The organism is Pseudomonas sp. So3.2b (assembly GCF_019464415.1).
Taxonomy (GTDB): Bacteria; Pseudomonadota; Gammaproteobacteria; order Pseudomonadales; family Pseudomonadaceae; genus Aquipseudomonas; species Aquipseudomonas shahriarae.
Genome location: NZ_CP080494.1, coordinates 403,129 through 427,961, shown reverse-complemented (window position 1 = coordinate 427,961; position 24,833 = coordinate 403,129). Strand labels below are relative to the sequence as shown.

The window sequence follows — 24,833 nt, the reverse complement described above, 5'->3', positions numbered from 1 at the left end:
CAATCAAGCGGGTGCGCGCGGCGGAAAAATCCGCGTCGGCATCCAGAAAATCAGGAGGATCAACGCCACCGCGACACCGGCCATGACGTAATAAAGATCCGAAGAAGTCAGCACCACGGCCTGCTGGTGCAGCCGGTGGGCCAGGCCCGTGGCGTCGCTGTCGGCCAGGGGCGAGTTGCCCAGGGCGTCCACCAGCATGGTCGAGTGGAAATGCAGGCGGTGGGTGGTCAGCACCTCGATCACCCCGGTGGCGACCACCGCCGCCAGGCCCTTGACCGTGTTGAACCAGGCCGAGGCAAACGGCCCGTCGGCGGGCACGATGCTGCCGGTGGACAGCATCAACAGCGGCAATACCGCCATCGGCTGCCCGAAAATTTGCAGCAGTTGCAGCACGTAGAACTCGTCACGAATCCACGCCGAGGTCAGTTGCGCGCCGCCGATGCACGACAGGGTCAGCATGCCCAGGCCAATCCCCAGCACCCAGCGGCAGTCGACCCAGCGCAGGTTGCACAGGGCGGCCACCAGGGGCAGCGCGATCAGCTGCGGCAGGGCCATGATCAGCATCACCGGCGCGGTTTGCAGCGGCCGGTAGCCCTGCACCTGCGCCAGGTAGCTGGACGGCAGGATGATCACCGCCTGCAACACCACCAGCACCCCGGCCAGCACGATCAGGGCGAAGGCCAGGTTGCGCAGGCCAAGCATCTGCAACTTGAAGAACGGCATCGGGTGTGACCATTCATTGAGCATGAACAGCACCAACAACAGCACCCCGCCAATCAGCAGCGTGGTGATCAGCGGCGACTCGAACCAGTCCAGGCGGTTGCCCTGCAAGATGCCGATCACCAGCATGCAGATCGCCGGGAAGCCCAGCAGCAGGCCGCGCCAGTTGAACTGCTTGAGGCGCTCCAGGCGCAACGGGTCCTGGGGCAAGCCATAGGCCACGGCGGCCATGGCCAGCAGGCACGGCGCGACGATCTGCCAGAACGCCCACTGCCAGCCTACGTATTCGGTCCAGAGCGCCGCCAACGGTGTACCGAGGCTGGGACCGAAGGTGGCGGTCAGGGCGTAGCCGGCCAGGCCGTAGAGTTTGACGTTGGCCGGCAAAAACCGCAGGGCCACGGTCATCAGCATTGGCGGCAACGCGCCGCCGGCCAGGCCTTGCAGGGTGCGCAGCACCAGCAGGCTTTCGTAGTTCGGCGCCAGCGGGCAAAGCACCCCCAGCAGGGTAAACAGGCCGATGGCCCACAGGGTGAAACGGCGCAGCGAAAACGTCACCGAACACCATGGGGCAAAGGCCATGGCCGAGACGGAGGTGGCGGTGTAGGCCGCGACCAGCCAGGTGCCTTCGTCAAACCCGATGTACAGCGCACCGCGAATATCGGCGAGGGCGACCTTGGTCACCATTTCGTTCAGGCCCGAGACCAGCACCGCCAGCAGCACGCCGACCAGGCCGATGATGATCCGTGGGCCGAACACAGGGGGGCTGACGGCGGCGGGTTTGGCGGTGGCCAAGGGCGCGGGGGCAGCGAGGGACGTCATGAAAGTACAACTCGGCAATAGAATACCCGAGCAGTTTAATAAGGCTTAGACATGACGAAAACTGACTTATCGGAAGGTTATAACTGCACCAGACGCAATGATTGAATGTGGGAGGTGGCTTGCCTGCGGTAGCGGTGTGTCAGCTAAGGCATCTGTCACTGACACACCGCTATCGCAGGCAAGCCAGCTCCCACACAAGCCAGGCTAGCTCCACACATTTTGATCGTGGGCGTCAGGTGGGTTGGGCTTCGCGCCAGGTCGCGGCGCAGCTTTCGCGCATGGTTTCGCGCAGCCATTTGTGCGCCGGGTCTTTGTCGAAACGCGGGTGCCAGGCCTGGGTCAGGACCAGGGTCGGCAGGGAAATCGGCAGGGTAAATGCGCGCAGTGGCAGTTTCAGGCGATTGGCGCTGTAGAGCGCTTCCTTGGGCACCGGCAGGATCAGGTCGGAGTCAGGCAGCATAAACATCGCACCGTGAAACCCCGGCGCGATCATCGCCACCCGGCGTTCCAGGCCCTGGGCACTGAGGGCGGTGTCGATCGGCCCTCGGGCGATACCGCGCCGCGAGATGCTGATATGGGAGTAGCTGGCAAAGCGCGCAGCGGTGATTTCTTCGTCGAACAACGGGTGGCCTTCGCGGGCCAGGCCGACGAAGGTGGTGGAGAACAGGTTCTGCACCTTCACTTCCGGGGTAATCGGCATGGTGTTGCCGACGCGCAGGTCCAGGCGCCCTTCGCGCAAGGCTTCGTCATCGCTGTCGCCTTCCGGGACAAAGCGCAGCTCGCAATGGGGCGCCACCCGCTCCATGGTGTCGAATAAACGACCACCATACACGCCGACAAAAAAGTCATTGGCGCGCACGCTGAACCGCCGGCGCAAGGTGCTCAGGTCGACCTCGTCCGCCGAGCGGAACAACAACGCCGCCTGCTCCACCACGTTGCGCACTTGGCCTTGCAACTCCAGGGCCTTGGGCGTGGGCACCAGACCGCGACCGGCGCGCACCAGGATCGGATCGCCCACCGCTTCGCGAATGCGCGTCAGGGTGCGGCTCATCGCCGCCGGGCTCAGGTTCATCCGCCGCGCGGCACCCACCACGCTGCCCTCGTCGAGCAAGGCGTCGAGGGCCACCAGCAGATTCATATCCGGTAATTGCATGCCAAGCACTCGTGATGGGTTTGGAGTACAGCGCACGCAATCGTAGCAGGCTTTACCGGTACTGTTTCTACTGCGTCAGGTAACTTTAGGCGGTGGGCAAGGCGGCTGTGGTGGCGGATATAAGATCACTCTCTGGCAGTCAGGAGAGTGACTTTAAATACCGTTAGAGAATAACGATATGGCCTTTTTGCGGCAGGGCTGAGGGATGGGGTGAAGTTGAGGGCCCCTTCGCGAGCAAGCCCGCTCCCACATTCGACCGATTTCCAACATAGGAATGCGGTTGAGTGTGGGAGCGGGCTTGCTCGCGATGAGGCCCGCCCAGACACTGAAGATCAACGCTCCTGCAGCGACTCCGCCCGGGCCTTGATGATGGGCTTGAGCAGGTAGCTGAGGATGGTTTTCTTGCCGGTAATGATATCGACCGAAGCGACCATGCCGGGGATGATGATCAGCGGCTTCTCATCGGTACCCAGGTGGCTGCGGTCGGTGCGCAAGGTGATCATGTAGTAGGTGGTTTTCTTGTCTTCGTCGGTGATGGTGTCGGCACCGATGCGCTCCAGCTTGGCCTTGAGGCCGCCGTAGATGGTGTAGTCATAGGCGGTGAACTTGACCACGGCCTCTTGTCCCGGGTGCAGGAAGGCAATGTCTTGCGGGCGGATCTTGGCTTCCACCAGCAGGGTGTCGTCCAACGGGACGATTTCTACCATGTCGCTGCCCGGCTGGATCACCCCACCGATGGTGTTGACCAGCAGTTGCTTGACGATCCCGCGCACCGGCGAGGTGACCAGGGTCCGGCTCACCCGGTCTTCGAGGGCTTTGCCGGTGGCCTGGGCCTTGTTCAAGTCGGTGCGGGCTTCGTTGAGCTCGGTCAGGGCTTCACTGCGATACTTACCGCGAGTCTCGTCGATCTTGCGCTGTACTTCCTTGATCGCCGAGTCGGCACGGGGGATGGCCAGGGTGGTGGCGTCCAGTTGGCCACGGGTTTCCATTTCTGCGCGCTTGAGGCGCAGTACTTCCACCGGCGACACCGCACCCTGGGCGACCAGGGGTTCGGACATGTTGATTTCCTGGCGCTGCAACGACAGCTGGTTACGGTACTGGCTCTGCTTGGAGGTGTACTCGCGCATTTCTTGCTGGCGCTGGGTCAGTTGTTCCTGCAAGCCGCCGATTTCGTCCTTGAACTGCTGGCGCCGGCTTTCGTACAGCGACTGCTCGTTGATGGCCTGGGTGGGCGCAGCGGCCCGCACATCTTCAGGGATGTTCAACGGCCGGTCTTCGACCTGGGCGCTCAAGCGCTCGATACGCAACAGCAGGGACAGGCGCTGGGCCTCGGTTTCCCCGGCGTTGGAGACAAAACGTGTGTCGTCCAGGCGAATCAGCGGCGCGCCGGCTTCGACGATCTGCCCTTCCTTGACGAACAGCTCGGCGACGATGCCGCCTTCCAGGTTCTGGATCTTCTGCAGCTTGGAGGATGGAATGGCCTTGCCATCGCCGCGCGTGACTTCGTCGACCTTGGCAAAGCCGGCCCACAGCAACATGCACAGGAAAAACCCGATGATCCCCCAGATGGTCAGCCGCACCACGCGCGGGGCATCTTCGATCAGGGCCTTCTTGACCTCTGGCAATGGCTGGCCGTCCAGCGAATCGGAACCAATGAAATAGCGACGGACCGCGTCCTTGAATTTACGCAACACTGATCTGCCCCTTCTTCAACGCTTCCATCACTACGGCTTTCGGACCATCGGCGAGGATTTGCCCACGGTCGATGACCAACAAGCGGTCCACCAGGGACAGCAGCGACGCCCGGTGTGTCACCAGCACCACCGTCTTGTTTTCCACAACGGCTTGCAGGCGCTGTTTAAGGCGCTCCTCGCCGGTGTTGTCCATGGCGCTGGTCGGTTCGTCCAGCAGCAGGATAGGCGGGTTGAGCAGCAGGGCACGGGCCAGGGCGACGTTTTGTCGCTGGCCGCCAGAGAGGTTCTGGCCTCGCTCGCCCACTTGCAGTTCGTAGCCTTGCGGGTGCAGACGGGCAAATTCGTGGACGCCGGCCAGTTCGGCGGCTTGCAGCACCACTTCGTCTTCAACGTAGCGGGCGCCGGAGACCAGGTTGTCGCGCAGGGTGCCGGCCAGCAGTTGAATGTCCTGAGGCACATAGCCGACGTTGTGGCGCAGTTCGCTGACGTCGATCTGGCGAATGTCCACCCCGTCCACCAGCAGGGCGCCGGAGTCGGGCTGGTAGAGGCCGACGATCAGTTTGGCCAGGGAGCTTTTGCCCGAGCCGCTGCGCCCGATGATGCCAATTTTCTCGCCGGGCTTGATCACCAGGTTGATGTTCTTGAGCGCCATGTTCTGCTGGTTGGGGTAGGTAAAGTTCAGGCCCCGGCACTCGATGGCACCTTGCAGGGTGCGGCGGCTCAAGGGGCGCTCTTCGAAGTTGCGCTCCTGAGGCAGTTCCATCATCTGGTCGGTGGAGACCATGGTGACTTTGGCCTGCTGGTAGCGGGTCATCAGGCCCGACAGCGACGCCAGGGGGCTGAGGGCTCGGCCACTGAGCATGTAGCAGGCAATCAGGCCGCCCATGCTGAGGTTGCCGCCGATGATCTGGTAGACCCCGAAGACAATCATGATCACACCCGCCAGTTGCTGGATCAGCAGGGTGATGTTCATCGACAGGCCAGAGAGCATTTTCACCCGCAACTCAAGGCGGCTGAGGGTGCCAATGGTCTGCTCCCACTGGTACTGGCGCTCGCTTTCCGCGTTGTTGACCTTGACCGCATCCAGCCCGGCCAGGGTTTCGATCAGGCTCGACTGGCGCTCGGAGGCCAGGGCCATGGTGCGTTCCATGGTGGCGACCAGCGGTTTTTGCAGCAGGTAACCGATGCCCAGGGCAATCGGGAAAGCCAGCATGGGGATCCACACCAGGTGCCCGCCGAGGATGGCGATCACCATGAAGATCAGCAGGGTGAACGGCAAGTCGATCAGGCTGGTGAGGGTCAGGGACGCGAGGAAGTCGCGCAGGCTCTGAAACTCGTGGATGTTCTGGGCGAAACTGCCGACCCGCGCCGGGCGGTACTTCATCGACATGCCGACGATCCGCTCGAACAGCGTGGCCGAGATGATCAGGTCGGTTTTTTTGCCGGCCAGGTCCAGGCACAGACTGCGCAAGCTCTTGAGGACCAGGTCGAAGACGTAGGCGATGAAAATACCGGTGGCCAGCACCCACAGGGTGGCGGTGGCCTGGTTCGGCACCACGCGGTCGTAGACGTTCATCACGAACAGCGGCGCGGCCATGGCAATCAGGTTGATCAGGAAACTGGCAGCGATGGCATCGGCGTAGAGCCAGCGCGAACGCTTGAGGGTGTCGCGAAACCACGAACGGGCCCGAGGGATCAGGGTGCCGTGGCTGACGTCGAATTTGTGCTGGGGCTGGGCAAAAAACACTTTACCGATGTAGTCATCGGCCAAGGCTTGACGCTTGACGATGGTTTCACCGCCATCGCTTTCGCTGAGCAGCACCTGGGCCTCGTCTTCACCCTGCCAGCCGAGCAGCACGGCACTCCGGCCGTCCTTGAGCAACAGCAGCGCCGGCATGGCAATCGCGGGGATCGAATCGAGTTTGCGTTGCAGCAGCCGGCCTTGCAAACCGGCGCGGGCCGCGGCCCGGGCCAGCAAATCGGCAGTCAGTTGCTGTGACGGCAATGGCAGACCGGTGGTCAGCATTGCCGCACTGGCAGGCTTCTGGTGCAGGGCACAGAGAGCCAACAACCCGTCGAGTAACGGGTCGTCGTGCAATGTGCGTGGATCATGACTGAGATGGACTCGACTAACTTCTGATTCCACGCGGGCTCTCTCAACTAACGGATGGGTCTATAAGGAATAGCTCAATTCATCCCCGGCAGTTGAACTTTCGGCTTCACATCGTTCTGGACGACGGAGGCCATCGGTGCGACCACTCCCTGGCTCTTGAGCAACTCGCCCATGGTCGCCTTGATTCGGTACTGAGTAAATAACTGAACGTTTTTTATCTCTTCCAGACGACGCGAAGCGGTGAACAGTTCGTTTTCACTGTCGAGCAAGTCGAGCAGGGTCCGCTCGCCCAGGCTGAATTGCTTCTGGTAGGCGCCGCGTACTTTGCTGCTGTGGTCGACGTATTGCTGGGCAATCGGCACCTGGGCATTGGCGTTGTTCATGGCGTTCCAGGCCAGGCCCAGTTCTTCGTTCAACTGGCGCAAGGCGTTATTGCGGATATCCAGGGCCTGGTTGGACTGGTAGGACTTGGACTCCAGCTCGGCTTTGTTGCTGCCACCGGCGTACAGGTTGAAGCGCATACGCAGCATCGCTTCCCAGCCATTGTTGTGGCTGGCGTCGCCGTCGATGTTGTTGTCGGCGTTGCGGCCCAACTCGGCGTCGAAGCGTGGGTAGAAGGAAGACTTGGCGGCTTCGTATTGTTTTTCGGCGGCGGCGATGTCGGATTCGGCCGAGCGCAGGATCGGGCTGTTATCCAGCATCTGGCGACGTGCTTCGTTCAGGTCTGCAGGCAGCATCGCCATGAAGCTAGGCGGACGCTCCAACTGATCGGCTTCCTGACCGACAGCGCTCAGGTAGTTGGTCTGGGCATCGGCCAGGTTGGTCTGCTCGGTGATCACGTTGTTGCGGGCCTGGGCCAGGCGGGCTTCGGCCTGGTCCAGGTCAGCCCCGCTGCCGACGCCGCGCTGGGTGCGCAACTTGATCTGGTCGTAAATGCGCTCGTGGTTACGCAGGTTGTCTTCAGCCAGGCGCACGAATTCACGGCGGGTCAGGACGTCCAGATAAACCTGGGCTACCGTTAATGCAGTGCGCTCGGAAGTGCCAAGCAACGAAAACGCGCGGGAGTTAACGGTGGCTTGTTGACGCCCAACTTCACTGGAGGTGGCAAAACCGTCAAAAACCATTTGCTGCAGACGCAGGCTCGACTCACCGCGATTGAGGGTGTCCCAATGGCCACCACGGGCACGGGTGGACGAGCTGTCGGTGCCTTCACGGCCATAACCGGCGTTCAGGTCGACACGGGGCAGGTAACCGCCCTTGGCCGCACGCAATTGATAGTCAGCCGCGATACGAGCATTGACACCTGCCTGAATCTCAGGGTGCACATCCAGCGCTTGCTGCATGGCCTGGGGCAGGGTTTGGGCTTGTACGAAACTGGCGGCGAGAACGAACGGTATTGCCTTAAGCAGGTGCAAACGCATTTAAGAATCCCCAGGACTTCTTGTCTCAAGTCACAGCAACTTGGCGTGCTGCGTTAGAAAATGGCTACCGTAATGACCGTACGTCGGAAAGTTCAAAAGCGGAACTGGTTCACACATGTAGGACGGTTCGCCGCGTGAATATCAATGTGACATTAGCGAGGCGATTGTTTAGGATGGCGCCAAGAAGGTCAATAGTTTGGCATAAAGTAAATCGCCAAAAAATACAGCCAATTATTTGACGTCATTCGTTTTATAAACTACGCACCTCCCAGGCTGATGAATCCCATCAGATCTCAGCCCTAGGAACACCCACAGAATGGATCGCCGGAGAAATCTTCAATGAGCAGTGTTGTTGCCATCGTCAAAAGCATTGTTGGCCAAGTTTTCGTCATTTCTCCGGAAGGGGCCCGCCGGGTGCTTGTTGAAGGTGATCGCCTTTTTGCCGGCGACCAGATAGACACCGGTATGTCGGGCGCAGTCAGCCTGGAGCTGGCCGATGGTCGCACCCTGGACCTGGGCCGTGACACCCAGTGGAGCGCCACCGCGCCCGACTCCAGCACGGACCTGGCACAAGCCACCGCACAGGCTGCACCGTCGGTTGCCGAACTGCAGCAGGCAATCGCCGCCGGCGCTGACCCGACCACCGAGCTGGAAGCCACCGCCGCAGGCGCGGCAGCTGCTGGCACCGGCGCTGCGGGGGCGGTCACAGCTTTGTGATGCTCGATGAGACCGCAGGCTCGGTTGACCCGACCATTGGTTTCCCGACGGCTGGCCTGGGTTTCGGTACCAATGCGTTGACCAACGAACTCGGCGGGCAGCCGACCGACCCGCTCACGGCAGCACCTTTGCCGTCGACCCTGTCCCTGAGCGCCACCCCGACCATCACCGAAGCCGGCGGCGTGCTGACCTACACCGCTACGGTGACCCAGCCGTCTACCAGCAACCTGACCGTCACCCTGTCCAACGGCGCGGTGATCACCATCCCGGCCGGCCAGGTGACTGGCTCCGTGAATGTGCCCCTGGCGCCTAATGACAGCCCGTACATCGACCCAGGCCAGATCAGCGTCACCGTCACTGGCACCACCGGCGGTAACAACCTGATCGTGACCGTCGACCCGACGCCGGCCGTCACCCAGATCACCGACACCATCGACACCACCACCGTGACCCTGACAGCAGGCGAAACGGTGACCGAAGGCGGTCAGATCACCTACACCGCGACCTTGACCAACCCGGCGCAGACGCCCGTCACCATTACCTTGAGCAACGGCTCGGTGATCAACATCGAGGCAGGTAAGTCCACCGGTACAGTGGTGGTCGAGACACCGGCCAACGACGTCTACAACAATGGCAGCACGGTCAGCACCACCATCACCGGGGCAACCGGTGGCAACTTCGAAAACCTGGTGCCCAACACCACACCAGCCGTCACCACGATTACCGATTCGGTCGACGACACCGGCGTGACCCTCACCGCCACTAACACCGTCACCGAAGGCGGCCAGATCACCTACACCGCGACGCTGACCAACCCGGCGCAAACCCCCGTGACCGTGACCTTGTCCAACGGCTCGGTGATCACCATCAAGGCCGGCGAGTCCGTCGGTACCGTGGTGGTCGACACCCCGGCGAACGACGTCTACGTCAACGGCAGCACCGTCACGACGACCATCACCGGCACGACCGGTGGCAACTTTGAAAACCTGGTGCCCAACACCACGCCAGCCGTCACCACCATCACCGATTCGGTCGACACCACCACCGTAACGCTGACTGCGCCAGGCGATGTCAGCGAAGGCGGGCAGATTACCTACACCGCCACGCTCTCCAATAAAGCCGACACTGACGTTACGCTGAAGCTGGATAACGGGTCGACCATCATCATCAAGGCGGGTGAAACCGTCGGCTCCGTCACCGTCGATGCTCCAGGCGATGATGTGTTTGTCGACAAAAGCACGCAAACCGTAAAGATCGTCGAGACTACTGGCGGCAACTTCGAAAAACTGGAAGTGGCCGGTGACGGCGCGACTACCACCATCAACGACACTATCGACAAGGTCGATGTGGTCCTGACTGCGACTACCACCGTGGGCGAAGGCGGTAATATCGTCTACACCGCGTCGCTGGTGGACAAGGCAGGTAACCCGGTCACCAACACCACCAATCCGTTGACCGTGACGCTGGACAATGGCCAGACCATCACCATTGGTGTCGGCCAATCCGCTGGCACTGCCACCACTGTTGCGCCGAACGACGTGTATGAGGGCAACCAGACCGTCACCACCGCTATCACCAATGTGACCGGCGGCGCGCATTTCGAAAACCTGGTACCTGGCACCACGCCGGTCAACACCACCGTGACCGACACACCCGGCACCACCGACACCACCACCGTCACCCTGACCGCGCCAGGCGAGGCCGACGAAGGTGGCAACATCACCTACACCGCGACCTTGAGCAACAAGGCCGGCAGCGACCTGACCCTGACCTTGAGCAATGGTGACGTCATCACTATCGCCAAGGGCGAGACGACAGGCCAGGTGACGTCCAAGGCACCGAGCGACGACGTATTCAAAGATGCAGGTCCGATCAACGTCACGATCAATCCGGACATCGTGGGTGGTGGTTTCGAGAAGCTTGATATCGCACCGGGTGGGGCGACGACGCAGATCAACGACACTATCGACAAGGTTGATGTGGTACTGACTGCTACTAAAACTGTGGGTGAAGGCGGCGAGATCGTCTACACCGCTACCCTTGTGGATAAAAACGGCGCGCCGGTGACCAACATCACCAGCCCTGTGACTGTGACCCTGGATAACAACCAGGTCATCACCATTGGTGTGAACCAGTCGAGCGGGACTGTCTCGGTTGTGGCTCCAGATGATGTGTACAAAGGCGATCAGACTGTTACTACCGGCATTAAAGAAGTCACCGGTGGCGAGCACTTTGAAAACCTGGTTCCAGGTACTGACAAGGTCACCACGACTGTCACTGACACACCGGGCACCGATAACACCACGACCGTGACGCTGACTGCTCCTTCGGAAGTGAGTGAAGGTGGCCAGATCACTTACACCGCCACCTTGAGCAACAAGGCTGACACTGACGTCACCCTGACACTCGATAACAAACAAACCATCACCATCAAGGCCGGCGAAACCGTCGGTACCGTCACCGTTGATGCCCCTGGCGATGACGTGTTCGTCGATAAGAGCACCCAGACTGTCCAGATCACCGGGACTGACGGCGGCAACTTCGAGAAGCTCGTGGTTGCTGGCAATGGCGCGACTACCACCATCAACGACACCATCGACAAGGTCGATGTGGTCCTGACCGCCACTAAAACTGTGGGCGAAGGCGGCGAGATCGTTTACACCGCCACCCTTGTGGATAAAAACGGTGCGCCAGTAACTAACATCACCAACCCTGTGACTGTGACCCTGGATAACAACCAGGTCATCACCATTGGTGTGAACCAGTCGAGCGGGACTGTCTCGGTTGTGGCTCCAGATGATGTGTACAAAGGCGACCAGACTGTTACTACCGGCATTAAAGAAGTCACCGGTGGCGAGCACTTTGAAAACCTGGTTCCAGGTACTGACAAGGTCACCACGACTGTCACTGACACACCGGGCACCGATAACACCACGACCGTGACGCTGACTGCTCCTTCGGAAGTGAGTGAAGGTGGCCAGATCACTTACACCGCCACCTTGAGCAACAAGGCTGACACTGACGTCACCCTGACACTCGATAACAAACAAACCATCACCATCAAGGCCGGCGAAACCGTCGGTACCGTCACCGTTGATGCCCCTGGCGATGACGTGTTCGTCGATAAGAGCACCCAGACTGTCCAGATCACCGGGACTGACGGCGGCAACTTCGAGAAGCTCGTGGTTGCTGGCAATGGCGCGACTACCACCATCAACGACACCATCGACAAGGTCGATGTGGTCCTGACCGCCACTAAAACTGTGGGCGAAGGCGGCGAGATCGTTTACACCGCCACCCTTGTGGATAAAAACGGTGCGCCAGTAACTAACATCACCAACCCTGTGACTGTGACCCTGGATAACAACCAGGTCATCACCATTGGTGTGAACCAGTCGAGCGGGACTGTCTCGGTTGTGGCTCCAGATGATGTGTACAAAGGCGACCAGACTGTTACTACCGGCATTAAAGAAGTCACCGGTGGCGAGCACTTTGAAAACCTGGTTCCAGGTACTGACAAGGTCACCACGACTGTCACTGACACACCGGGCACCGATAACACCACGACCGTGACGCTGACTGCTCCTTCGGAAGTGAGTGAAGGTGGCCAGATCACTTACACCGCCACCTTGAGCAACAAGGCTGACACTGACGTCACCCTGACACTCGATAACAAACAAACCATCACCATCAAGGCCGGCGAAACCGTCGGTACCGTCACCGTTGATGCCCCTGGCGATGACGTGTTCGTCGACAAGAGCACCCAGACTGTCCAGATCACCGGGACTGACGGCGGCAACTTCGAGAAGCTCGTAGTCGCTGGCGATGGCGCAACCACAACCATCAACGACACCATCGACAAGGTCGATGTGGTCCTGACCGCCACTAAAACTGTGGGCGAAGGCGGCGAGATCGTTTACACCGCTACCCTTGTGGATAAAAACGGCGCGCCGGTGACTAACATCACCAGCCCTGTGACCGTGACCCTGGATAACAACCAGGTCATCACCATTGGTGTGAACCAGTCGAGCGGTACTGTTTCGACTACAGCTCCGGATGACGTATACAAAGGCGACCAGACTGTTACTACCGGCATTAAAGAAGTCACCGGTGGCGAGCACTTTGAAAACCTGGTTCCGGGTACCGATAAAATCACCACCATCGTGACTGACACACCGGGCACAGATAACACCACTACCGTCACCCTGACCGCGCCAAGCGCCGTCAACGAAGGCGGCACCATCACCTACACCGCCACCTTGAGCAACAAGGCTGACACTGACGTCACCCTGACACTCGATAACAAACAAACCATCACCATCAAGGCCGGCGAAACCGTCGGTACCGTCACCGTTGATGCCCCTGGCGATGACGTGTTCGTCGATAAGAGCACCCAGACTGTCCAGATCACCGGGACTGACGGCGGCAACTTCGAGAAGCTCGTGGTTGCTGGCAATGGCGCGACTACCACCATCAACGACACCATCGACAAGGTCGATGTGGTCCTGACCGCCACTAAAACTGTGGGCGAAGGCGGCGAGATCGTTTACACCGCCACCCTTGTGGATAAAAACGGTGCGCCAGTAACTAACATCACCAACCCTGTGACTGTGACCCTGGATAACAACCAGGTCATCACCATTGGTGTGAACCAGTCGAGCGGGACTGTCTCGGTTGTGGCTCCAGATGATGTGTACAAAGGCGACCAGACTGTTACTACCGGCATTAAAGAAGTCACCGGTGGCGAGCACTTTGAAAACCTGGTTCCAGGTACTGACAAGGTCACCACGACTGTCACTGACACACCGGGCACCGATAACACCACGACCGTGACGCTGACTGCTCCTTCGGAAGTGAGTGAAGGTGGCCAGATCACTTACACCGCCACCTTGAGCAACAAGGCTGACACTGACGTCACCCTGACACTCGATAACAAACAAACCATCACCATCAAAGCGGGCGAAACAGTCGGCACCGTCACCGTTGATGCCCCTGGCGATGACGTGTTCGTCGATAAGAGCACCCAGACTGTCCAGATCACAGGGACTGACGGCGGCAACTTCGAGAAGCTCGTGGTTGCTGGCAATGGCGCGACTACCACCATCAACGACACCATCGACAAGGTCGATGTGGTCCTGACCGCCACCAAAACCGTGGGTGAAGGCGGCGAGATCGTTTACACCGCCACACTTGTGGATAAAAACGGTGCGCCAGTAACTAACATCACCAACCCTGTGACTGTGACCCTGGATAACAACCAGGTCATCACCATCGGTGTGAACCAGTCGAGCGGTACTGTTTCGGTTGTGGCTCCGGATGATGTGTACAAAGGTGATCAAACCGTCACGACCGGTATTAAAGAAGTCACCGGTGGCGAGCACTTTGAAAACCTGGTTCCAGGTACTGACAAAGTCACCACGACTGTCACTGATACCCCAGGTACCGATAACACCACGACCGTGACGCTGACTGCTCCTTCGGAAGTGAGTGAAGGTGGCCAGATCACTTACACCGCCACCTTGAGCAACAAGGCTGACACTGACGTCACCCTGACACTCGATAACAAACAAACCATCACCATCAAGGCCGGCGAAACCGTCGGTACCGTCACCGTTGATGCCCCTGGCGATGACGTGTTCGTCGACAAGAGCACCCAGACTGTCCAGATCACCGGGACTGACGGCGGCAACTTCGAGAAGCTCGTAGTCGCTGGCGATGGCGCAACCACAACCATCAACGACACCATCGACAAGGTCGATGTGGTCCTGACCGCCACTAAAACTGTGGGCGAAGGCGGCGAGATCGTTTACACCGCTACCCTTGTGGATAAAAACGGCGCGCCGGTGACTAACATCACCAGCCCTGTGACCGTGACCCTGGATAACAACCAGGTCATCACCATTGGTGTGAACCAGTCGAGCGGTACTGTTTCGACTACAGCTCCGGATGACGTGTACAAAGGCGACCAGACTGTTACTACCGGCATTAAAGAAGTCACCGGTGGCGAGCACTTTGAAAACCTGGTTCCGGGTACCGATAAAGTCACCACCATCGTGACTGACACACCGGGCACAGATAACACCACTACCGTCACCCTGACCGCGCCAAGCGCCGTCAACGAAGGCGGCACCATCACCTACACCGCCACCTTGAGCAACAAGGCTGACACTGACGTCACCTTGACCCTCGATAACAAGCAAACCATCACCATCAAGGCCGGTGAAACTGTCGGCACCGTCACCGTTGATGCCCCTGGCGATGACGTGTTCGTCGATAAGAGCACCCAAACCGTTCAGATCACCGGGACTGACGGCGGCAACTTCGAGAAGCTCGTAGTCGCTGGCGATGGCGCAACCACAACCATCAACGACACCATCGACAAGGTCGATGTGGTCCTGACCGCCACCAAAACCGTGGGTGAAGGCGGCGAGATCGTTTACACCGCTACCTTGGTGGATAAAAACGGCGCGCCGGTGACTAACATCACCAGCCCTGTGACCGTGACCCTGGATAACAACCAGGTCATCACCATTGGTGTGAACCAGTCGAGCGGTACTGTTTCGACTACAGCTCCGGATGATGTGTACAAAGGCGATCAGACTGTTACTACCGGCATTAAAGAAGTCACCGGTGGCGAGCACTTTGAAAACCTGGTTCCGGGCACTGACAAGGTCACCACGACTGTTACTGATACCCCAGGTACCGATAACACTACGACAGTAACGCTGACGGCTCCGTCGGAAGTGAGTGAAGGTGGCCAGATCACCTACACCGCTACGCTTTCGAATAAAGCGGATACCGACGTCACCCTGACGCTGGATAACAAACAGACCATCACCATCAAAGCCGGTGAAACCGTCGGCACCGTCACCGTTGATGCCCCTGGCGATGACGTGTTCGTCGACAAGAGCACCCAGACTGTCCAGATCACCGGGACTGACGGCGGCAACTTCGAGAAGCTCGTGGTTGCTGGCAATGGCGCGACTACCACCATCAACGACACCATCGACAAGGTCGATGTGGTCCTGACCGCCACTAAAACTGTGGGCGAAGGCGGCGAGATCGTTTACACCGCCACCCTTGTGGATAAAAACGGTGCGCCAGTAACTAACATCACCAACCCTGTGACTGTGACCCTGGATAACAACCAGGTCATCACCATTGGTGTGAACCAGTCGAGCGGGACTGTCTCGGTTGTGGCTCCAGATGATGTGTACAAAGGCGACCAGACTGTTACTACCGGCATTAAAGAAGTCACCGGTGGCGAGCACTTTGAAAACCTGGTTCCGGGCACTGATAAGGTCACTACGACTGTTACTGATACCCCAGGTACCGATAACACTACGACCGTGACGCTGACGGCTCCGTCGGAAGTGAGTGAGGGTGGCCAGATCACCTACACCGCTACGCTTTCGAATAAAGCGGATACCGACGTCACCCTGACGCTGGACAACAAACAGACCATCACCATCAAAGCCGGTGAAACCGTCGGCACCGTCACCGTTGATGCCCCTGGCGATGACGTGTTCGTCGACAAGAGCACCCAGACTGTCCAGATCACCGGGACTGACGGCGGCAACTTCGAGAAGCTCGTAGTCGCTGGCGATGGCGCAACCACAACCATCAACGACACCATCGACAAGGTCGATGTGGTCCTGACCGCCACTAAAACTGTGGGCGAAGGCGGCGAGATCGTTTACACCGCTACCCTTGTGGATAAAAACGGCGCGCCGGTGACTAACATCACCAGCCCTGTGACCGTGACCCTGGATAACAACCAGGTCATCACCATTGGTGTGAACCAGTCGAGCGGTACTGTTTCGACTACAGCTCCGGATGACGTGTACAAAGGCGACCAGACTGTTACTACCGGCATTAAAGAAGTCACCGGTGGCGAGCACTTTGAAAACCTGGTTCCGGGCACTGATAAGGTCACTACGACTGTTACTGATACCCCAGGTACCGATAACACTACGACCGTGACGCTGACGGCTCCGTCGGAAGTGAGTGAGGGTGGCCAGATCACCTACACCGCTACGCTTTCGAATAAAGCGGATACCGACGTCACCCTGACGCTGGACAACAAACAGACCATCACCATCAAGGCCGGTGAAACCGTCGGTACCGTCACCGTTGATGCCCCTGGCGATGACGTGTTCGTCGACAAGAGCACCCAGACCGTCCAGATCACCGGGACTGACGGCGGCAACTTCGAGAAGCTCGTGGTTGCTGGCGATGGCGCGACTACCACCATCAACGACACCATCGACAAGGTCGATGTGGTCCTGACCGCCACCAAAACCGTGGGTGAAGGCGGCGAGATCGTCTACACCGCTACCTTGGTAGATAAGAACGGCGCGCCGGTGACTAACATCACCAGCCCTGTGACCGTGACCCTGGATAACAACCAGGTCATCACCATCGGTGTGAACCAGTCGAGCGGTACTGTTTCGACTACAGCTCCGGATGATGTGTACAAAGGCGATCAGACTGTTACTACCGGCATTAAAGAAGTCACCGGTGGCGAGCACTTTGAAAACCTGGTTCCGGGCACTGATAAGGTCACTACGACTGTTACTGATACCCCAGGTACCGATAACACTACGACCGTGACGCTGACGGCTCCGTCGGAAGTGAGTGAGGGTGGCCAGATCACCTACACCGCTACGCTTTCGAATAAAGCGGATACCGACGTCACCCTGACGCTGGACAACAAACAGACCATCACCATCAAGGCCGGTGAAACCGTCGGTACCGTCACCGTTGATGCCCCTGGCGATGACGTGTTCGTCGACAAGAGCACCCAGACCGTCCAGATCACCGGGACTGACGGCGGCAACTTCGAGAAGCTCGTGGTTGCTGGCGATGGCGCGACTACCACCATCAACGACACCATCGACAAGGTCGATGTGGTGCTGACCGCCACCAAAACCGTGGGTGAAGGCGGCGAGATCGTCTACACCGCTACCTTGGTAGATAAGAACGGCGCGCCGGTGACTAACATCACCAGCCCTGTGACCGTGACCCTGGATAACAACCAGGTCATCACCATCGGTGTGAACCAGTCGAGCGGTACTGTTTCGACTACAGCTCCGGATGATGTGTACAAAGGCGATCAGACTGTTACTACCGGCATTAAAGAAGTCACCGGTGGCGAGCACTTTGAAAACCTGGTTCCGGGCACTGATAAGGTCACTACGACTGTTACTGATACCCCAGGTACCGATAACACTACGACCGTGACGCTGACGGCTCCGTCGGAAGTGAGTGAGGGTGGCCAGATCACCTACACCGCTACGCTTTCGAATAAAGCGGATACCGACGTCACCCTGACGCTGGACAACAAACAGACCATCACCATCAAGGCCGGTGAAACCGTCGGTACCGTCACCGTTGATGCCCCTGGCGATGACGTGTTCGTCGACAAGAGCACCCAGACTGTCCAGATCACCGGGACTGACGGCGGCAACTTCGAGAAGCTCGTAGTCGCTGGCGATGGCGCAACCACAACCATCAACGACACCATCGACAAGGTCGATGTGGTCCTGACCGCCACTAAAACTGTGGGCGAAGGCGGCGAGATCGTTTACACCGCTACCCTTGTGGATAAAAACGGCGCGCCGGTGACTAACATCACCAGCCCTGTGACCGTGACCCTGGATAACAACCAGGTCATCACCATTGGTGTGAACCAGTCGAGCGGTACTGTTTCGACTACAGCTCCGGATGACGTGTACAAAGGCGACCAGACTGTTACTACCGGCATTAAAGAAGTCACCGGTGGCGAGCACTTTGAAAACCTGGTTCCGGGTACCGATAAAGTCACCACCATCGTGACTGACACACCGGGCACAGATAACACCACTACCGTCACCCTGACCGCGCCAAGCGCCGTCAACGAAGGCGGCACCATCACCTACACCGCCACCTTGAGCAACAAGGCTGACACTGACGTCACCTTGACCCTCGATAACAAGCAAACCATCACCATCAAGGCCGGTGAAACTGTCGGCACCGTCACCGTTGATGCCCCTGGCGATGACGTGTTCGTCGATAAGAGCACCCAAACCGTCCAGATCACCGGGACTGACGGCGGCAACTTCGAGAAGCTCGTAGTCGCTGGCGATGGCGCAACCACAACCATCAACGACACCATCGACAAGGTCGATGTGGTCCTGACCGCCACCAAAACCGTGGGTGAAGGCGGCGAGATCGTTTACACCGCTACCCTTGTGGATAAAAACGGCGCGCCGGTGACTAACATCACCAGCCCTGTGACCGTGACCCTGGATAACAACCAGGTCATCACCATTGGTGTGAACCAGTCGAGCGGTACTGTTTCGACTACAGCTCCGGATGACGTGTACAAAGGCGACCAGACTGTTACTACCGGCATTAAAGAAGTCACCGGTGGCGAGCACTTTGAAAACCTGGTTCCGGGTACCGATAAAGTCACCACCATCGTGACTGACACACCGGGCACAGATAACACCACTACCGTCACCCTGACCGCGCCAAGCGCCGTCAACGAAGGCGGCACCATCACCTACACCGCCACCTTGAGCAACAAGGCTGACACTGACGTCACCTTGACCCTCGATAACAAGCAAACCATCACCATCAAGGCCGGTGAAACTGTCGGCACCGTCACCGTTGATGCCCCTGGCGATGACGTGTTCGTCGATAAGAGCACCCAAACCGTCCAGATCACCGGGACTGACGGCGGCAACTTCGAGAAGCTCGTAGTCGCTGGCGATGGCGCAACCACAACCATCAACGACACCATCGACAAGGTCGATGTGGTCCTGACCGCCACCAAAACCGTGGGTGAAGGCGGCGAGATCGTCTACACCGCTACCTTGGTAGATAAGAACGGCGCGCCGGTGACTAACATCACCAGCCCTGTGACCGTGACCCTGGATAACAACCAGGTCATCACCATCGGTGTGAACCAGTCGAGCGGTACTGTTTCGACTACAGCTCCGGATGACGTGTACAAAGGCGATCAGACTGTTACTACCGGCATTAAAGAAGTCACCGGTGGCGAGCACTTTGAAAACCTGGTTCCGGGCACTGATAAGGTCACTACGACTGTTACTGATACCCCAGGTACCGATAACACTACGACCGTGACGCTGACGGCTCCGTCGGAAGTGAGTGAGGGTGGCCAGATCACCTACACCGCTACGCTTTCGAATAAAGCGGATACCGACGTCACCCTGACGCTGGACAACAAACAGACCATCACCATCAAGGCCGGTGAAACCGTCGGTACCGTCACCGTTGATGCCCCTGGCGATGACGTGTTCGTCGACAAGAGCACCCAGACCGTCCAGATCACCGGGACTGACGGCGGCAACTTCGAGAAGCTCGTGGTTGCTGGCGATGGCGCGACTACCACCATCAACGACACCATCGACAAGGTCGATGTGGTGCTGACCGCCACCAAAACCGTGGGTGAAGGCGGCGAGATCGTCTACACCGCTACCTTGGTAGATAAGAACGGCGCGCCGGTGACTAACATCACCAGCCCTGTGACTGTGACCCTGGATAACAACCAGGTCATCACCATCGGTGTGAACCAGTCGAGCGGTACTGTTTCGACTACAGCTCCGGATGACGTGTACAAAGGCGATCAGACTGTTACTACCGGCATTAAAGAAGTTACCGGTGGCGAGCACTTCGAAAACCTGGTTCCGGGCACTGACAAGGTCACCACGACTGTTACTGATACCCCAGGTACCGATAACACTACGACAGTAACGCTGACGGCTCCGTCGGAAGTGAGTGAAGGTGGCCAGATCACCTACACCGCTACGCTTTCGAATAAAGCGGATACCGACGTCACCCTGACGCTGGACAACAAACAGACCATCACCATCAAGGCCGGTGAAACCGTCGGTACCGTCACCGTTGATGCCCCTGGCGATGACGTGTTCGTCGACAAGAGCACCCAGACCGTTCAGATCACCGGGACTGACGGCGGCAACTTCGAGAAGCTCGTAGTCGCTGGCGATGGCGCAACCACAACCATCAACGACACCATCGACGAGGTGAGGGTTGTGCTGACCGCCACCGCCAACGTCGCCGAAGGTGGCCAGATCGTCTACACCGCCAGCCTCGTGGACAAGAACGGTGCGGCCGTGACCAACGTGGGTTCCGACCTGGTGATCAAGTTGGACAACGACTTGATCATTACCATCGGTAATGGCAAGACCAGCAGTACCGCCAACTTCACCGCGCCGAATGACTTCTACGTGGGCGCCAAGGATATTTCCGCCAAGATCACTAACGTGGTCAGCGGTGGCGACAAGTATGAAAACCTGATCCCGGTCGGTACTCCGGTAGTCACCAAGGTGACGGACGTGACGAGCAACACCGTGATCAGTATCGCGGGCGATACCTCGGTGACCGAAGGCCAGACCGCTCATTACACGTTGAACCTGACCCAGCCGGCAGCCACCGAAGTCACGGTGACCCTCTCGTATAAAGGTGTGGCCCAGGACGGTTCGGACTTCAACGGCGTGTACACCGTGAAGATTCCAGCCGGCCAAAGCACTGCGACGTTCGATATCAAGACCATCGACGACAAGCTGACCGAGCCTACGGAGAAGTTCGAGATCAGTATCTCCGGTACCTCCGGCGGTAACTTCGAGAACCTGGTTGTCAGCACCACCAACGGTAAAATCGAAACGTCGATCATCGATAACGATGCACCACCGACCATCGACCTGGATGCCAACAACTCCAGCGGCGCCACCGGGAACGACTTCAAGACCACGTTCACCGAGGGCGGCACTGGCGTGTCGATTGCTGACACCGACATCCGCATCACCGACCCGGACAGCACCCAACTGACTGGCGCCACGGTGGTGCTGACCAATACTCAGCCGAACGACTTGCTGGACTACAGCAAGGTCAGCGGTATGAACGTGACCTCGGTCACGGATCCTGTCACCGGCAAGATCACCCTGACCCTGACCGGGACGGCGTCGCTGGCTGACTACATGCAGCAGATCAAGAACATCACGTTCAGCAACAGCAGCGAAGACCCGAGCACCACGCCACGGACCATCACCGTGACCGTGACCGACGGCGGCAACTACTCGAACGTAGCGACCACCACAGTCAACGTAGTGGCGGTCAACGACGCACCGGTTGCCACTGGCGGCGCCGTCACCGGCACCGAAGACACATCGCTGAAGCTGACTTGGGCCAATTTCGGGGTCACCGATGTGGATTCCCCTCAGGCCAGCCTCGGGGTGAAAATCACCGAGCTGCCGGTCGCTGGCAAGCTGCAGTACCTGGCAGCGGACGGCACTACCTGGACCAACGTGACAGCCGGCCAGACCTTCACCAAGGCGCAGATCGACGGCGGCCAGTTGCGCTTCACGCCAAACGCCAACGAATCCGGAGCCGACGGCTACGGCGGCACCGGTGTGGGCAACAAGCAGGCTGACTACGCACAGTTCAAGTTCCAGCCAACCGATGGCAAGGACCTGGGCACCAGCGCTACCGTGAAAGTCGACATCACCCCGGTTGCGGACGCGCCGACGTTGAGCGTTGCCGATAACAACATCGCATCGGTAGGCCTGACCAAGCAGAGCTGGAACAGCATTGCGAACCTGGGCACCAACGGCAATGGCGCGACACCGACCGCACTGAAAAATGCGATCGATAACGCGGGTACGCCTAACAGCACGACGCTTTCGACCAATGTCGAGTCGACGGCCAACGTACCAGCTGGCGCGGGGTCGAAAACCTCAGGCTTGATCTATCTGGAAGCCGGCAAGGCCTATACCTTCAGCGGCTATGCCGATGACAGTCTCCTGATCAGAATCGGCGGCAAAGACGTGGCCAGCGGTACCTGGGGCTCGAACTCCGGCCAGTTCAGCGGCACGTTCACCCCGACCAGCAATGGCTACTACAGCATCGATATTTACCATGCGAACCAGTCAAATGCCGGCGGCTATGACGTTAACCTGTCGATCAACGGTGGGGCGGCGACGAACCTGAGTAATACCAACATCCCGATCTACACCGGGGTCAACGACCTGATCAACGCAGGTGCCCAGGTGTCTGACCTGCATGGCACCAACGGCCAAGGCTACTACGACGCGTATAAGCTCAACGAAGGGCTGGAAAACGGCACGGTCAAACTGACCAAGGTCACCACTGGCCTGACCGATACCGACGGCTCGGAAACCCTGAGCGTGAAGATCGGCAGCATCCCGGTGGGCGCAGTGCTCAGCGATGGTGCCGGGCATACCTTTACGGCTACCAATGGCCAGACCGAAGTCAATGTCACCGGTTGGGACCTCAATAATTTGAGCCTCAAACCACTGCCTTACACCAGCGGCCAGTACAACCTGACCGTGACGTCGACCTCCACCGAAAGCCTCGGCGGCTCGGCCACAACCGTTGCCAATGTGCCAGTCAAGGTGTACCCGGCCACCTATAGCGGGAGCACGGCGACTTCGGGCGATGACAACGTCACCGGTAGCAGCGGCAACGACATCATCGTGGCGGACGTTTCTGGCCTGAACGTGGTCCAGGGCAAAAACTACAACATCGCGTTCATGATCGATACGTCGGGCAGTATGGGTTCGGACTCGGTAGCGGCGGCGAAAGCCTCGCTGACCACCGTGTTCAACTCACTGAAAAACAGTATCGGCTCCAGCACCTCTGGCACCGTGAACATCTTCCTGGCGGACTTCAGTGACCAGGTCAATCGTACGGTTACAGTCAACCTGAAAGACCCGGGTGCACTGGATGCGCTGCAGAAGGTCCTGGATAAGATGGTGTCGACCGGCGGCACCAACTACGAAGACGTGTTCAAGGCTGCATCCAACTTCTTCAAAAGTGGCCAGGCGACTGGCAACAAGGATGCAATCAACACCACTTACTTCATCACCGATGGTCAGCCGACGTACTACCAGCGCTATGAGCAGACCAATCCGAGCTTGTACGGCAACGTCAAGCTGGACGATGTTGTCAACATGAGTAACTACACCCTGGGTACCGCCACGCGGATCACTATCGATTCGGAGCACTACCTTGACATCAATACGGTAGGGACGGTGACCCTCGGGACCTACAACTGGTGGGGTTGGGGGCAGTCCAACCTGGGTACCATTCATGCCCAAGGGGATGGCACCTATGAGTTGTCGTCCGTTGGCGGCAACGGTACAGCCTCATCCTCAAACATCAACGATCCAACGCTCATCAGCAACTCGCAGAACGCGTTCGCACTGCTCAAGGGCCTGTCCACAGGTGGCGTAGAAGCCATCGGCCTCAACAGCGGGATCAGCCTGAATCAGTTGGCACCGTACGACAGCGACAACAAGCCACAAAGCAACATCGATCCGAAGGACCTGGCCAACGCCATCCTCGGTCACAGCGAGGCCACCCTGCCGGGTGCCGACCGTGTCGATGGAGGTGACGGCAACGATATCCTGTTCGGCGACCTGGTGAGCTTCCCGGGCATTACCGGCGAGGGCTATAACGCCATCCAGACCTACGTGGCAGGGAAAAACGGCGTGGCGGTTGCTGCTGTCACCGGCCAGGATGTGCACAAGTACATCACCGAGCATTACACCGAGTTCAACACCTCGGGTGCCAAAGACGGTAATGACACCCTGCTGGGTGGCTCGGGTGATGACATCCTGTTCGGCCAGGGCGGCAACGACTACCTGGACGGTGGCAAGGGCAACGACATCCTGTTGGGCGGCACGGGTAACGACACGCTGATCGGCGGCCAGGGTAATGACATCCTGATCGGCGGCACCGGTGCCGATACCTTCGTCTGGAGATCCGGTGACGTCGGCAACGACGTGATCAAGGACTTCAAGGCCTTGGAAGGCGACCGTATCGACCTGCGTGACCTGCTCAAGGGCGAAACCGACAGCACCATCGACAACTTCCTGAAGTTGACCACGGTGGATAACGTGACCACGCTGCAGATCAGTTCCGAAGGCAAGCTCAACGCTGACGGCGGCCTGGCCAATGCGGATGTGACGATCAAGCTGGAAGGCAACAACTGGTCTGGCCAATCGATCAACTCGTTGATCACTGGTGCTGACCCGACCATCAAGGTCGATCACTCCTAATGAACCACTGAACCGGCCGCCTCTTGAGGCGGCCGATTCATTTGCGGCCACCGTTCACTGGCATGGGGCAACGATTGCACGGCATAC

The 24,833-nt window shown here is 58.9% G+C and carries 7 protein-coding genes; 2 read left to right on the top strand and 5 right to left on the bottom strand.

Features of this window, described 5'->3' with window-relative positions:
- Positions 1-3: 3 nt before the first annotated feature.
- The 5 genes from K1X80_RS01885 to K1X80_RS01865 all read right to left on the bottom strand — a co-directional run bounded on the left by K1X80_RS01885 (position 4) and on the right by K1X80_RS01865 (position 7,920).
- Positions 4-1,539, bottom strand: a complete 1,536-nt coding sequence (locus K1X80_RS01885) for an MFS transporter (protein ID WP_057438938.1) — start codon at positions 1,537-1,539, stop codon at positions 4-6.
- Between the two features lie 232 nt (positions 1,540-1,771).
- Positions 1,772-2,692 carry a LysR family transcriptional regulator gene (locus tag K1X80_RS01880; RefSeq protein ID WP_057444856.1) on the bottom strand — a complete coding sequence of 307 codons (921 nt, stop codon included), beginning with the start codon at positions 2,690-2,692 and terminating at the stop codon, positions 1,772-1,774.
- A gap of 332 nt (positions 2,693-3,024) precedes the next feature.
- On the bottom strand, positions 3,025-4,383 hold the full coding sequence (locus K1X80_RS01875) for an HlyD family type I secretion periplasmic adaptor subunit (RefSeq protein WP_115129340.1): 1,359 nt from the start codon (positions 4,381-4,383) through the stop codon (positions 3,025-3,027).
- Complete coding sequence (locus K1X80_RS01870; protein WP_169990430.1) at positions 4,376-6,532, bottom strand: type I secretion system permease/ATPase; 2,157 nt, start codon at positions 6,530-6,532, stop codon at positions 4,376-4,378. Before K1X80_RS01870 ends, K1X80_RS01875 begins: the two co-directional genes overlap by 8 nt.
- Before the next feature lie 41 nt (positions 6,533-6,573).
- Positions 6,574-7,920: a TolC family outer membrane protein gene (locus tag K1X80_RS01865; RefSeq protein ID WP_057438932.1), complete on the bottom strand. Its 1,347-nt coding sequence runs from the start codon at positions 7,918-7,920 to the stop codon at positions 6,574-6,576.
- A 339-nt stretch (positions 7,921-8,259) separates the two neighbouring features.
- On the opposite strand from K1X80_RS01865, the gene K1X80_RS01860 reads away from it, so the two are divergent.
- On the top strand, positions 8,260-8,637 hold the full coding sequence (locus tag K1X80_RS01860) for a retention module-containing protein (protein WP_220172622.1): 378 nt from the start codon (positions 8,260-8,262) through the stop codon (positions 8,635-8,637).
- Complete coding sequence (locus K1X80_RS01855) at positions 8,637-24,746, top strand: LapA family giant adhesin (protein WP_258571573.1); 16,110 nt, start codon at positions 8,637-8,639, stop codon at positions 24,744-24,746. The genes K1X80_RS01860 and K1X80_RS01855 overlap by 1 nt, the downstream gene beginning before the upstream one ends.
- The last annotated feature ends 87 nt before the right edge of the window (positions 24,747-24,833 follow it).

Excerpts from the sequence above, each read along its gene's own strand:
- K1X80_RS01855 (WP_258571573.1), top strand. The coding sequence starts at position 8,637 with ATGCTCGATGAGACCGCAGGCTCGGTTGACCCGACCATTGGTTTCCCG.
- K1X80_RS01865 (WP_057438932.1), bottom strand. The coding sequence starts at position 7,920 with ATGCGTTTGCACCTGCTTAAGGCAATACCGTTCGTTCTCGCCGCCAGT.
- K1X80_RS01880 (WP_057444856.1), bottom strand. The coding sequence starts at position 2,692 with ATGCAATTACCGGATATGAATCTGCTGGTGGCCCTCGACGCCTTGCTC.
- K1X80_RS01860 (WP_220172622.1), top strand. The coding sequence starts at position 8,260 with ATGAGCAGTGTTGTTGCCATCGTCAAAAGCATTGTTGGCCAAGTTTTC.
- K1X80_RS01885 (WP_057438938.1), bottom strand. The coding sequence starts at position 1,539 with ATGACGTCCCTCGCTGCCCCCGCGCCCTTGGCCACCGCCAAACCCGCC.